Genomic DNA, 13,460 nt, shown 5'->3' with positions numbered 1-13,460 from the left:
TCTGCATGATTGCACCGGATCTCGAATCTGTCGGCGATTCAACTCTCAGTGGCCTGGTGTACACACTCCGGCCGTGGCAGTGGTACAAGCAGTTGATCCTCTACATCCCGGTCGTCTTCTCCGGGTCGGCTCTTGAGTTGACAGCGTGGATCAACACGACGCTTGGTGTCGTTTTGTTCTCCGGAGCAGCTGGAGGGACCTATATTATCAACGACCTCCGTGATCGTGAGCAGGATCGACAGCATCCCCGGAAACAACATCGTCCAATCCCGAGTGGACAGGTCTCGGTTTGGCTCGCCGTCGTTTGGGCACTCGTTCTCTATGTGGGGGTCGCCTATCTTTCGTGGCAGCTAAATCAGGCATTCCTGGTTATTATCGGGGTCTACGTTGCCCAGAACTTCCTGTATAGTACTATCTTGAAGCAGTATATGTTCGCTGACCTGTTTAGTATCAGTGCTGGTTTCGTCCTTCGAGCGCTCGCGGGGGTCGTCCTCACGGCGTCCGATATGAGCCCGTGGCTGATTCTCTCCATGTTTCTGGCAGCGATGATGTTCGGCGTCTCGAAACGCTGGGGGGAGTACCAAGAGGTGGACAACCCAGCCGCGATTCGAAGCTCGCTCGAAGGGTATTCTCCTGAGATCCTCAAACTGCTCTTGGGAAGTGTCGCGACAATGCTTCTGATGACATATGCCTTGTATACGTTCTTCGCCCGGGATCTACTGATGATGCTCACGATCCCGTTTGCGTTCTACGCCGTCTTCCGTTACGTCTATCTAACAGTTGGAGTGAAGGGAGACAGCGAACCAGTGAAGCTGATCCTCGACCGGCCGCTCCTGACCAACTTCGCATTGTGGGGTCTCACGCTCTCGGCGATTCTGTACTATCCACAGCTGGGGGTCACACTGTGAAACTCTCAATCGATTTCCAGACCCATACGAATCGTTCTCCGGAGTGCGGCTGGATGGCCCCGGAAACGCTAGTCCGACGGGCCGAATCTGTCGGTCTCGATGGTGTAGCTATTACTGATCACAACACGATGGATGGTGTCGGTCCCGCACGGCGGGCAGCGAGTGATCAGTTCCTCGTGATCTCCGCCGAAGAAGTCGATACCCCAGACGGGCAAATCATCGGGCTCTTTCTTGAGGAGCCGATTGAACCGTGGCAGTCTCCGCGGACGGTCATTCAGGAAATCCACGACCAGGGAGGGCTTGCACTCGCACCCCACCCGTTCGACGCGATGCGAAGTGGCCTTTCTTCACTCTCTGAGTATACGGATGTCCTCGACGCGGTGGAGACGATCAATTCTCGATGCGTCAGACCGGCCTACAACCGACGAGCTCTCGAATTTGCCCAGCAATATGAGATCCCCAAAACAGGCGGCAGCGATTCGCACTTCGCCCACGAGATCGGGACAGCGTACACAGATCTCGAGATCCCGTCTGATGCTCGAGCAGGTGAATCGCTGGCTGATCCGGTGAAGCAATCTCTCCGGGACGGCCGTGTGTCTCCTGTAGGAGGCCGCGGCTCAATCGTATCGCACGCCGGGACGAAATGCGCGAAACTGTATAACCGCCTCCGAGACTGATGGATCTTCAAAGGAATCTCTGGCAGTTCGTCGTGTTCGGATTAGCCGTAACGCTTGCACTCAGCATCTATGCTGATCTGAATAGCCTACTCGAGGCATTCAGCAAGTTCGAATGGACGCTGTTTCCAGTCGTACTTGGCCTCACTCTTGGAAACCAATTTCTCCGCTTCGTCAAGTGGGAATACCTTCTCTCGGAGGTGGACGTTGACCTCCCACTCCGGAAGAGCTTCTACATCTTTGGGAGCGGACTAATCATGATTATGACTCCCGGTAAACTCGGTGAGATGTGGAAGTGTTGGCTCATTCGTGACGAGCAGGGCACGCCCCTGAGTAGAACGATGCCGGTTATCGCCACTGAGCGGATCACCGATCTCTTGGGAGTCCTGCTGATCAGTCTGCTTGGGATCCTTGCATTCGACCGGTCACCACTCATCCTGCTGCTGTTTCTGATTCCGATCTCCGCGGGAATTCTCCTGCTCCAGTATGAACGAGGGTCCTATTGGGTCATTGGGCTGAGTGAATCTGTCCCGATTCTCCGAACGAAGACCGACGCGTTGCGAAATCTGTACACGAACTCCCGCTCTCTGCTCAGCCCCCGCCCGCTGGGCGTGACGACAGTGCTCAGTGTCTTTTCGTGGGGGTTAGAGTGCATCGGCCTCTGGCTCGTTCTCCAAGGATTCGGAGCTGATGTCACCATGATCGCCGCGGCCTTCGTCTTTGCACTGTCCAGTATTCTTGGTGCTGTGAGTTTGTTGCCAGGCGGACTCGGTGTAACCGAAGGCTCGATGACTGCGTTCCTAATCGTGTTCGGTGCCGGAGAAGCAACAGCAGCCAGTGCAACGTTGATTATCCGGGCAGCAACGCTCTGGTTCGTCGCCGTACTCGCACTGTCTGTGTATCTGATGTATCGACGAACATCAGAGAGTATTCAATCATCCCCGGAGGAGGTTGACGTATGAAGCTGGTTACGGGTGGATCTGGGTTCGTAGGCGGCCATATTGTGGAACAACTGCTGAAACGAGGTGCAGACGTCCGTGTATTCGACCAACACCCTCCAGAAATCGGCGCCGACCAGGTTGAGTACGTTGAGGGGGATATTCGCGATCCGACCGACATTCGGCAGGCGATGGACGGTGTCGACACCGTCTACCATAACGTCGCGCTCGTTCCGGTGACGAAAGCCGGTGATCGGTTTCGACAGGTGAATGTCGAGGGGACACGTCAGGCCATGAACGCCGCTCAGGATGCGTCTGTGGACCGATTCATCCATATGGGATCGAGTAGCGTCTATTCGCTTGATCAGTTGCCGATCACGGAGAATAGCCTCTTACAGCCCAAGGGGCCGTATAGCGAATCCAAATTAAAAGCCGACGAAGTGGCGCTTCAGGCAACCGACGTGGATGTCACGGTGATCCGACCCCGGACGGTCGTCGGCAAGCGCCGAGCTGGGATCTTTCAAATCCTCTTCGAGTGGATCAGCCAGGGGCGACGTGTGTACCTCGTCGGGAGTGGTAACAACACGTTTCAGATGGTGTCCGGTCGCGATATCGCTACCGCTGCGATCGCTGCGGCTGACTCTGAGACTGCTATCGGTCAGATATATAACATCGGGACTGACGAGTTTGGCACCATGCGTGAGGCGTATGAAAGCTTGATTTCACACGCTGGTACGGGGTCTACGGTGACCAGCCTCCCTCGGCTTCCAACAAAATTCGGGATGTGGGCGTTGGATACTCTCGATTATAGCCCCCTCACGACGTTCCATTACAAAACAATAGACAAGGACTTCTACTTTGATATCTCCCGAGCCCGGGATGACCTCAACTGGGAGCCACAAGACAGCAATGCCGACTGTCTCCGACGAGGGTATGAGTGGTTCATTGATTCAACTTCCGAGGAGTCCGAGGAGTCGGGAGAGGGACACCGCAAAGCACCGGAACAAGGCGCTTTGAACATTCTCCGCAAACTCTCATAGATGTCATCATATCCTCCTATCGAACACCAGCAAATCCTAAAAGATATATTTCATCAGTGTAACGCGATAGGTACGATAGAAAATATATGTATTTGATAGTTATTTAATATGATACGGCTTAGGAAGTTTGATCTACACCAGTTGGACCTGATAGAGTACATCGTAGTGGCAGGGATAGCCCTCCGCTTATCATATTGGGGCCTGTTCCCGCTCGCGTGGAAAATATATGCGGCATTCAATCCACTCCGTATGTCGGTCGTCAAATACGTGGCTGATTTTGAAGGCTACTATCCGCTTCGTATGCCCTTTTTCGACGTATTATCAGCAGCAGCCTATCCTGTTTTTCAACCGTTCATTGGTATCAAAGCCATAGCGGTATTCAATGTCTTGATATCTTGTGTTTCATTGATCATCTTTGTGCGCGTTTGTCAACGAATCTTTTCATCTCAAATTTCAATCATCGGGGCAGTAGCATTCTACGCGTTTTATCCTAAAATCATCGTGATGAGTGGACGAGGCTTGGCGGAAGTCGCAAGTGTGGCATTCGTTGTTATCGGTGTTTGGCTTTTTTTGCGTGCTGAGGCATCAGGTCAACTGATCTCCTATTTATTGTCAGGTATCGCATTTACCCTTGCATATCTTATGTTTATTCCTGCAGTTGTCGTTGGGATCCTATTCAGTATATTCGCTGCGTGGCGTGTCTTCATATATAAGAGATACTTCAAAAAAGGAATGATTCAAGTAACTACATTTATCATCCCACCGTTTCTAACCGGGATATCCTATCTTGTATTTGGGCCGATCAGAGAGGTAATTGGGTTGTTCTCATCTGAACAAGGGAGCTATTTCGCATATCCATTATTCATTAACAACTACGGCCCCATAGAACGCCTTGCGCGATATACCGCATATTCTTATTTTGACTTCTGGTGGCATCTTCGCGGTTTTGATACGGAGCAGAACATTCTTAGCACGATTGATATGCTTCTTTCTTTTACCGGACCGCTTGGACCTATTTATTTAGTCGGATACTTTGGAATTACAATAATCCTCTCAGCCCTGATTATACTAGGCATCCGCAATTTAAAAGGATCTTCTTCTATTAATGGATTGCGTGGGCTTGTGTTGCTCTGGCTGGGTACGTACTTTATCCTATATAATCTCAAGAATCTAGGTTGGATCGGTGTTTTTCAGACACGTCAGATATTCCCTATTTTCCCGGCGATCTGCATCGTCTTTGGTTCCGGCTTAGCTGCTATTACGGGTTCGCGAATTGGCGAAGGTGCTTCAAAAATTCTCTCCTCAATCGACACCCGTCAGGCAGTTACTGTATGTGTTCTTGTCCTATTTATTCCACTGCTAATAAACGCAGGCATTCACGGAGTCTTTCTAACGGATAATTTCAAAGAGGGAAAAGTTCAGCCTGCCAATGCTTTGATTGATTCCACAGATCCAAATAATGATATAGTCGTCCTTCGCTGGAAAAATTACAACGAACTGTTCTTATACAGTGCTGGCGAGGTTCGATCAGAGATATTGGTCCCGACTGAATCCGAAAAGAAGAGAGTTGCATATTTCACTGGAGAGGCATCAGTAAGAGTCGTTTCTCCCGCTGCAATCAGTAACGGTAGCGTTGACTATCTTTACGTAGCTCGAAGTTGTGGGGCGTTCTCGGGACTAACCAACGAATATATCAATGCAGCCAAATCTTCAGGTCGAGTGATCTACAATAGTACTGGTAGCCAGTCCAACAAATGTGACACATCAGCAATGATTGTGGAGTTGTGATCACGGCTTACTCGATGCTCATCCTACCCGTAGGTCGTGACTTTAGGCGTTCATCAGCGTGGTCGTCCCTATTGCACTCCACTCCCTCACCGCAATCAGCGAGAAGAGTAGGGTCGTTCACTCGCGACCTCAAACCGGCTCGAGCTCGGGACCGTCCTTGTGCTTGTTCTCCTTGTCTCCGGAGGGATTTGGGCAATGAATCCCGGCGGTGTTATCCCAGATGACGTTCGGTATCCGGAGCTTGAGTCATCGTCATCTCAAGACGACAGCGTCGCCCGTATTGAGGAAATAGAAGCGTCATCTCCCAGCATCAAATCGTTATTGGAGAACCAAACGGAACCGGAGTCGTGCCACTATTATCTACGTGCGCATGAGCTCGTCTGGTTAGAATACACCGGTCGGAGTGTGGCTGATCCCTGTGGTCAACTACCCTGACGAGATCGAGGTGAGTAGAGCGTTAGACTGGGTCCGCGCTCGTAGGCCAGATCGAGTGCCGCCACACACTCGGGGTCGGTGAGGTCGATATCACCGAGGATGACGCGGGTCGACGCCGGCAGCCGAGGGATAATCCAGTCGGAGGCGGATACGGCGGCCCACGCCGCGATGAGCACCGCGAGGCCGATGGGTGAGGCGTCCATCGGTCACCCGCTCAGTCTCGACCACGCACCGGCGTCACTGTCGACAGTGAACGGGTGGCGTTCCAACACGACCGAACGCTCGCCGCGGTCGAGACACCGTGCGAGGTCGGCCTCGCGTAGCCGGCGCTGTACGCGCGCCTCCTCGAACTCCGACAGCGCCTCGTCGAACGTTGCTCGGCGGACTCGCCGGCTCCGACTCCCGATCACCGGGACTGGCGAGGGGCGGAACGGCTTCAGCGCAGCCTTTCGGATCTGCTCGTCGAGTTTCTCGTCCCAGTTGCCGGGGTCACCGATCCCAATCCGGAACACGTAGTCGGCGAACTTCCGGGAGTCTGCCGCGGGTGGCGTATCACCGCACGCGGCGGCGAGGGCGTGGGCCGCCACATCGTCGACGACAGCGCTTCGGTTCACATCGAGGAACTGCTCGCCGTTGCAGTCGACGTAGTACGCCTCACGCCCGTCCACGTCGACGCGCATGGCGCGGATGGCCACGATGATGGGCTTGCGTTCGCCCTCCAGCATCCCGCGGATGTCGGCGCGGTACTCGGCCTCGTCGGCCAGCCGCACCCCCGTCCGAAGAACAACGCCGGCGACGATCGCCCCGGCGAACGCGAGCGGGATGCTCCCGAGGATGATCGATAAGAGCGCGTACGCGAAGAACACGCCGAGCCACGGGACGCCGCGACGAAGGAGTTGCGCCCGGATCGCCTGCTGGGCCATCGCCGCGCGAACCTCGCGAGACACGTCACCCCACGAATCGACGACTGCGTACGCCAGCAGCGCCCCGACCGCGACCACGGTAACGCCGAGCAGCGCTTGTGTCTCCGGTGGCGCCGTCGCGGCGGCCTCGAGGACCGCGCCCCACGCCCCGCCACTCACGCCGACCACCGCGTAGGAGACGGCCAGCACGCCGGCGACGACGGAGAGAACACCCAGTGCCCGCTGGAGGACGACCAACGCCGCCACGGGGCGCGCACGGGCGCCTGCGACGGCACGGATGTTCGCGCGGATTCGGTCGACCGCCCGCGGGCCGACGGCGCCGACTACGAGTCCAACGGTGAGCACTGACAGCCAGATGCCCAGGACCGGTGCCCACCCGTCGTCAGCGATGCTCGACATGGCGAAGGCGGCGCCGAGACCCTGCGTAAGGCGATAGACCGCCCCGGACCCCAGCAACATCGCGATCCCAGCGGCGAGGAACGCCACCCACAGCGGTGCGACGGCGAGCCCCGACCACACCGGCGACGTGAACTCCTGGCTCACGAGTACGGGGGCGACACCGGCGACCCACACGCTCGCAACGCTCACCAGCGCGGTACCGATCGCCCGGCGGCGATCGTGAATCACGCGGTCAGGTACCTCGCGGTCTCTCACCCACGCGTCGAGCACGATCACGCTCACACCGATGGCGATGAGCGCGGCCGCGATCAGTACCCACTGGTGGTAGAGCCACTGCGCGGCAAGGACCGCACCGGCGAACGTGAGCTGCCACAACTGACCCGCGAACGGGTAGAGCCCGACTACGTCCACGCCGGTGTGGCCGGCCCCGGTGAGCACCGTGACGAGCGACCCCGGTGGCGGCGCAGTCGGGTCGGTCTGAAGCAGGCGAATTACCGCGTCGCTTGACACGGCAACCGCGCCGAAGACGACGACTGCGACGGCGAGGCCGAACGCCTTCCGTGCAAGGTTGGGTAACCAGTCGACGCGGTCGCGCCACGCGACCGAAACGGCCCGGTAGATCCGAAGCAGCGCTCCCGGGAAGCGCGTCACAGTCTCGCGTGCCTCAGCGTCGAACAGGTCGTCGACGCGCCCTCGAAGCTCGTGTTTTGGCAGGTCGGCGAGCGTCTCGGGAGTGAGCTTCAGTTCGGCGGGCGTCTGGCGCCGGCGTTGGGCGCGGACGTCTTCCCGAACGTCGCGGTGTTCGGCAGCCAACCCCCACACCTGCGACCGGCGATAGGCGATGATCGCGCCCAACACGAGTAGGACAGTCACCGTGATCGCGAGGAACTGTTGCCCGGGCGTCGTCGACGGGACTGACACGTCCGATTGGAGCACGGTTCCGAGTGCGAGCAAATCAGGCATGACCACCCTCCCGGATCTCATCCAGTGTTCGCTTCGCGTCGGCGCCGGCGTCGTACTCCGCAAGCGCCTTCTCGAACTGATCGATGTAGCCGTCGATCGGCATGTGGAAGCGCTCGTCGAGGAGCCGGGCCGCCCGCAGGTGATGTTCCAGCCCGTACCGAAGCGTATCGGGCGTGCCGTGCTCGTCGGTCAGCGGGTTCTCGCGAATGAACTGGAACAGTTCGATCATGTTCTGAGCGGCGTGACTCTCGTCCTCGAACTGTCGCATGTCGAGGTCGGTCAGCTCCACGAGTTCCTCCAGGTCGTACACGTCGACCGGTGTAGTCCGCACCTCTGCCGGGTCGATCTCTGCCGCGAGGAGGTCGAACTCCTCCCAGATCTCGACCTGGCTCCAGTCGAGCGCGTCGAGAAGGTCGTCGTCGGGCGTCACGTTGAGCGAGACGGTGTCGGCGTCCTCGTCGACCGCGTCCTCGCGGGCGACATGCGCGTCGACGATCGACGCGGTCTCCGTGTCAGTACTCGCACCGTTGTCGCCATCACCACTCTCCTCGCCGCCGTCACTACGGACGCGTCGGTCGACCACTCCGACCCATCCGTCGGCGGCCATCGCTTGGAGCCGCGCGTGGAACTGGTAGCGCGGCCGGAACTTCGCGAGCCAGTTGGTCGTCGCCGTCAGCGGGTCGTCGCCCTCCGCACGCATCGCTGAGGCGATGTAGTCGTCGTCCCACACGTCGTTGTGCGTATCGTTCGCGAGCGACTGCTGATCCTCGCGTTTCGCCATCTCGCCAGCGCGCTTCGAGAGGCGCCCCTCCTCTGCCTCGGTGATCTCGAAGCGGTTCGACCGGTACGCGAGCCCGGCGATCACGACGATCAGCGGCAGGATCACTGTCGCGACGAACAGCCACCCACCGAAGGTGAACGTGATCAGCGTGAGGATCTGCGTGTAGTTTCCGGTCAGCATGTGCAGGGGCGCCTTGAACGTGAGATAGGCGTTGACCATCCCCTGCAAGGTCTCCTGCGTGGTGGGCGGGCTCGCGAGGCCGATTTGGACGAGTAGGCCGTTGCCGATGGTCTCGCGGGCGTCGTTGACGGTCGCGTTCCATTCACTCCACTTGTCGGCTTGCTCGCGCGTCGCTTCCAGGTCTCCCGCAGGCTGGTGGACCATGTCCGTGAGCCCCGACAGGCGGATCTTCGAGGTATACCGCTCGCGGCGCGTCTCGATCCGACTGCCGTTTCCGCTCTCGTTCTCGACGGCGACCTCCCGCTCGACGCTCCAGTAGACCGCGTAGGTACCATCCGCGTCGGCCGTGGAGACGAACCGGTCCATCGCTTCGTCGTAGGTGAGTTCGGCGTTACCGCCGTCGGTCTCGATACCGTAGTCGACGACGTTGTCGGCAGCAAAGTTCTGCGGGACGATCGACAGCGGGACGGCGCCGGCCTGATAGACGCTCGTGCCGTTCGCGCTGCTCGTCTGGATCTCGCCGTCGACGTAGTGCGGCTGGCTGATCGCGAGCTCGGCGTCCGTAGTTTGCGGCGCCGCGACCCCGACCGAGATCGCCGGGCCGAACAACGTCGCGATGAGAGCGAGCGCGACAAGCAAGCTGATGCGCTTACTCGTCATCGCTCAGTTCCTCCTCGACCTGCTGGAATTCGGCGTCAGCGCCGTTGCTCGCTGCGGACCCGTTCCCAGCGAAGTCCGCTCGCGGTTTCGGCGGCACCGTCTCGCCACGCGACCGCCCGCGCCCACGCGAGATCGAGCTCACGGCGGCGAGGCGCTCGTACTGTCCGATTCGCTGTTCGAGTTCGTCTTCGATAGGTTCGTTCATTCGTTCCTTCAGGTTGCGATTGCGGCGTCGGAGGGCGTCGTTCTCCCCCCACGCGTCGTGCAGGTCGCTCATCAACTGCTCCAACTGCTCGCGGAGTTCGTTCGCTCGTTCGTCACCGAAGTCCGGCAACGAACACTGCAACGAGGTGTGGTTCCCCGTGGGGTCGGGTTTCACTCCGTTCGTCTCTTGGACGATCTTCTTGCCGCCCCACTCGGTGTCGGAGATACTGACAAGCGAGCCGTTCTCCCCGGGTTCGAGGCGGATGATCGCCGCCTTCGATTCGTCCATCTGCCACGGGTCGAACGACTCGTTCAGTCCGGCCGCGATCTCGCCGTTCGCGTACGGTCGCGGTGACGAGAACACGCCGGACCACCCCTTGATCGGGATGAACGCGTCGGCGCGGCCACTCAACTCGACGAACCGACCCTTGTACGCGACCGAGTCACCGCCCTGCTTCAGCGTCAGCTCGTCCCAGTCGGTAACCTGCGTATCGCGGCGGCGCCAGCCGTTTCGGTAGGTGTAGCCGAGCACGAGTGCAGCGCCAATCGCCGCGTATGTCCACGGGCTCGTGACGAGCGTGACGGTGAATCGCGCGGTGAACCGAACCAGGAGCCCACCAGCGATGAGCAACGCCAGTCCGGAGACGACCGCCCATGCGGGATGGCGCATCGCCCACTCGCGGACGGACGTACCCGACTCGTCGCTCGTCGTTTCGGGGTCAGAGATCTCCTCGAGGTCGCGGACGTCTTCGATGTCGATGAACCGGCGGCGCCGGCCACCGATACCGAGACGCGTGCGCAGCGCATCAAGCGCCATCAGTCCCTCCGCGGATCCGGTTGATCGTCTCCTCGACCCCGGGGTCAGCGTCGGGAGGAAGCTGTTCGTCCACGTCCTCCGCGATCAGTTCGACGATCGGCGCGTTGATCCGGTCGCGGTCGTCGTGGATGCGGTGGAAGGCGTCCCAGAGGTCGCTCGGGACATCGATCTGGTAGCTGTTCGTCTCGTAGCCCATCACAGCCACCTCGCGGCGGCCGTCAGGCCTGTCGTTGTGATGATGATCATGATGACTATCGGTCGAAAACGCAAGATCCGGAGCCGTGGGCAGCGCACGGTGAGATTGGTAGTGCTGCCAGATCCCCGGTTACACCATCGCCGGCGACCGCGCGCCGACCTGCTCGGCGAAGAACTCGACAAGGCCGTCGGCCAGGTCCTCGATGTCGACGTGGCGGTAGCCGTCGGCGCCGAACATCGCTTCGAGGTTCTCCGGTTTCACTGAGCCAAAGCCGAACCCGACGACAATGAGCCCGCGCGATCGAAGTTCGGTGACGGTGTCGGCGGCCTCGTCGACGGCCGAGGAGTAGTCCCCGTCGTCGCGGGAGGTGACCGTCGGCTTCCCGTCGGTGATGACGACGAGGAGTTGCTCTTGCGGGCGCGTGCGTTCGAGCAGGCGCGCACACTCAAGCATCCCTTTCGCGATCGGGTCGGCGCCGCCGGGCGACACCGTGTCGAGGTGGCGCCACTCGAACCGTTCGTAAGATCCGGTAATGTGCGATATCTCGCCGTGCCCCTGCCACGCGTTCGCGACGACCTCGCCGCCGAACTGCTGCACGCCGAACAGAAACGCGCCGATCGCGGCCTTCGCGTCGCGCTCGGCCTTGCTCATCGACCCGGACATGTCGACGGAGACGCCGACCGCCACGTCGTCACCCGGCCGCTCACGACGCTGGCGGTACAGCTCGTCGACGGTCGTGTCGCCGGCGACGCGCCGGATCACGTTCTTCAGGTCAAGCACCGACCCGCGCGGCGCGGGCTCGTCGTGCTCTTCGGTGCCGATCTCGGCGAGCGCCTCCTGCACGTCGGTCGCGAGACCAGTCTCACGGAGGTACTGGCGGATCTCGCCGTTGGGCGCGTCGCCGTCGTAGTCAGCGACGCGCTTGTCGCGATCGTCGAGTGTGTCGACGGCCTCGGCGTCCACGTCCTCGGGGTCGTCTTCCCAGGTACCCTCAAGAAACTCGGACGGATCGCTGTCGTCGTCCTCGTCCTCCTCATCGAGATCGCCTGTGGACAGCACGCCCACGCCCAGCGACTCCTCGTCGCCCTCCGGCTCCTCGTCTGACTCCTCGCCGCCAGGAAGCAGCATCGGCTGCTCGTCCGGATCGGCGTCGTCCGGAAGCAACCCGAGGTGAAAGTCGACGAGTTCGCCGACCTCGGCATCGTCGAACTTCACGCCGGGACCACCGCGTGCAGGTTATCGAGGAGGACCGGGTACACCTCGGGGCCTTCGTGCTCGTCGAAGTGCGGCTCGACGACCGCGGTCCGCGCGGCGTGCTCAACGGGACTCTCGTGCCCGGCCGAGCGGTAGGCTGCGGCGGTCTTTGCCCATTCGAGCAGGGTAGAGGTAGTGATCCCGGTCGTGACCGGCGACGTGTCGTCCTCAGTCGCGAGTCGGCGGACATCGTTCGCGCCGTCTACGAGTAGCCGCGCCAGGTCCATGTCCACGGGCGTGCGGTCGGCGACGATCGACGCCTCGCGGTCGCGGTCGATCAGCCCGAGGTACGGCACCTCCCACGTGTTCCCGTGGCGCCGCCGCTCGGCAGGGTCCATCTGGTAGGTCTCGTACTCGGCGCCCTCATTCATCGTCGCGATCGTGATGATGTTCTCCGGGTCGCCCTCGATCACTTCACCGCCGCGTAACTCGATCGTCGCCTGCCCGCGGTGGTCGAGGAACGGCTGGAGTGACGACTTCCGGTGGAAGGGTGCCCGGTTCACCTCGTCTAGGATGACCACGACCGGCCGCTCTTGGGAACAAAGGAGCGCCTTCACGATCGGGCCGTCGACGTAGACGGACTCGCCGCCGATCAGGTGCGGGCTGCCGAGCAGCTCGGAATCGCGCATCGACGCCGTGAACTGAATCGGGATTACGGGGAACTGGTACTTCGCGCCGATGCTTTCCGCGAGCGTCGTCTTCCCGGTGCCGGGCGGCCCCGTCAGCCTGAACCGCGGGAGTTGGCCCGTCACGTCGCGACTCTCGATGATGGCCTCCATGTCGGAGCGCTCCCCGTCGACTTCCATGTACACGTCATCGCCCGGCGGCGGGACGTACTGGCTCCACTCGTACGCGCGCCCGCCGAAGACGGGCATCTGGTCATCGACTTCCTCGCCGGCCTGCTCGATGCCATAAACGTAGCCGCCACCGTTGGGGTTCCGCTCGCGAACGATGTCGGTCGCGTCCGACTCAGCGGCTCGCTTCGCGCGGCGCCGGATCGTCGACGCGTCCTTCCCGAGCTCCTCGGCGATCGCGCCCGTGGTCGCGGCGCCGCTCTCGATTGCGCTTTTTAAGTCGTCTGTCTTCATCGGTCAGAACCTCGCCAAGATCGGCTCACGATCATGCACGCCGTGTGCGGGGCGTGTACCCGGCGCGGGAGATTTTGCACCTTCGTCCGCCTGCGGTCGTTCGGTAACCGAGAAGGACGAACAGCACCCACTGCGCGCGCGTATATTACGTGTAACTGTGTACCGGCTTCTTTTCGTGCAGTGAACTAAACAGCCGGAGGCGGCCCTCTCGG

The 13,460-nt window shown here is 60.2% G+C and carries 12 protein-coding genes; 5 read left to right on the top strand and 7 right to left on the bottom strand.

The features are described 5' to 3' along the window. Window positions 1–5 precede the first annotated feature (5 nt). The 5 genes from K6T50_RS12440 (at window position 6) to K6T50_RS12420 (ending at window position 5,348) form a co-directional block, all read left to right on the top strand. The gene (locus tag K6T50_RS12440) at window positions 6–908 is read left to right on the top strand and encodes a decaprenyl-phosphate phosphoribosyltransferase (protein ID WP_222606907.1); all 903 of its coding nucleotides are present in this window, start codon (window positions 6–8) and stop codon (window positions 906–908) included. Continuing rightward, the gene (locus K6T50_RS12435) at window positions 905–1,585 is read left to right on the top strand and encodes a PHP-associated domain-containing protein (protein ID WP_222606906.1); all 681 of its coding nucleotides are present in this window, start codon (window positions 905–907) and stop codon (window positions 1,583–1,585) included. Before K6T50_RS12440 ends, K6T50_RS12435 begins: the two co-directional genes overlap by 4 nt. Further along, the gene (locus K6T50_RS12430; protein WP_222606905.1) at window positions 1,585–2,544 is read left to right on the top strand and encodes a lysylphosphatidylglycerol synthase transmembrane domain-containing protein; all 960 of its coding nucleotides are present in this window, start codon (window positions 1,585–1,587) and stop codon (window positions 2,542–2,544) included. Before K6T50_RS12435 ends, K6T50_RS12430 begins: the two co-directional genes overlap by 1 nt. Beyond that, complete coding sequence (locus K6T50_RS12425) at window positions 2,541–3,560, top strand: NAD-dependent epimerase/dehydratase family protein (protein WP_222606904.1); 1,020 nt, start codon at window positions 2,541–2,543, stop codon at window positions 3,558–3,560. The genes K6T50_RS12430 and K6T50_RS12425 overlap by 4 nt, the downstream gene beginning before the upstream one ends. A 249-nt stretch (window positions 3,561–3,809) precedes the next feature. Next, on the top strand, window positions 3,810–5,348 hold the full coding sequence (locus tag K6T50_RS12420; RefSeq protein WP_222606903.1) for a glycosyltransferase family 39 protein: 1,539 nt from the start codon (window positions 3,810–3,812) through the stop codon (window positions 5,346–5,348). A 422-nt stretch (window positions 5,349–5,770) separates the two neighbouring features. On the opposite strand, the gene K6T50_RS12415 is transcribed toward K6T50_RS12420, so the two are convergent. The 7 genes from K6T50_RS12415 to K6T50_RS12385 form a co-directional block, all read right to left on the bottom strand. Beyond that, window positions 5,771–5,986 carry a hypothetical protein gene (locus K6T50_RS12415; RefSeq protein WP_222606902.1) on the bottom strand — a complete coding sequence of 72 codons (216 nt, stop codon included), beginning with the start codon at window positions 5,984–5,986 and terminating at the stop codon, window positions 5,771–5,773. A gap of 3 nt (window positions 5,987–5,989) precedes the next feature. Next, entirely contained in the window at window positions 5,990–8,068 is a 2,079-nt protein-coding gene (locus tag K6T50_RS12410) for a hypothetical protein (RefSeq protein ID WP_222606901.1), read from the bottom strand. Further along, window positions 8,061–9,689 (bottom strand): hypothetical protein, encoded by a 1,629-nt coding sequence (locus K6T50_RS12405; protein WP_222606900.1) that lies wholly within the window; start codon window positions 9,687–9,689, stop codon window positions 8,061–8,063. Before K6T50_RS12405 ends, K6T50_RS12410 begins: the two co-directional genes overlap by 8 nt. Further along, complete coding sequence (locus tag K6T50_RS12400; RefSeq protein ID WP_222606899.1) at window positions 9,679–10,710, bottom strand: hypothetical protein; 1,032 nt, start codon at window positions 10,708–10,710, stop codon at window positions 9,679–9,681. Before K6T50_RS12400 ends, K6T50_RS12405 begins: the two co-directional genes overlap by 11 nt. Then, window positions 10,700–10,906, bottom strand: a complete 207-nt coding sequence (locus K6T50_RS12395) for a hypothetical protein (RefSeq protein ID WP_222606898.1) — start codon at window positions 10,904–10,906, stop codon at window positions 10,700–10,702. The genes K6T50_RS12400 and K6T50_RS12395 overlap by 11 nt, the downstream gene beginning before the upstream one ends. A gap of 129 nt (window positions 10,907–11,035) precedes the next feature. Continuing rightward, on the bottom strand, window positions 11,036–12,121 hold the full coding sequence (locus tag K6T50_RS12390) for a vWA domain-containing protein (RefSeq protein ID WP_222606897.1): 1,086 nt from the start codon (window positions 12,119–12,121) through the stop codon (window positions 11,036–11,038). Then, window positions 12,118–13,248, bottom strand: coding sequence for an AAA family ATPase (locus tag K6T50_RS12385; protein ID WP_222606896.1), 1,131 nt, complete (start codon window positions 13,246–13,248; stop codon window positions 12,118–12,120). The genes K6T50_RS12390 and K6T50_RS12385 overlap by 4 nt, the downstream gene beginning before the upstream one ends. Window positions 13,249–13,460: the final 212 nt, after the last annotated feature.

It is taken from the genome of Halobaculum magnesiiphilum, from assembly GCF_019823105.1.
Classification (GTDB): Archaea; Halobacteriota; Halobacteria; order Halobacteriales; family Haloferacaceae; genus Halobaculum; species Halobaculum magnesiiphilum.
The sequence above is the reverse complement of the archived record's forward strand: the minus strand, read 5'-3'. Positions and strand labels throughout refer to the sequence as shown.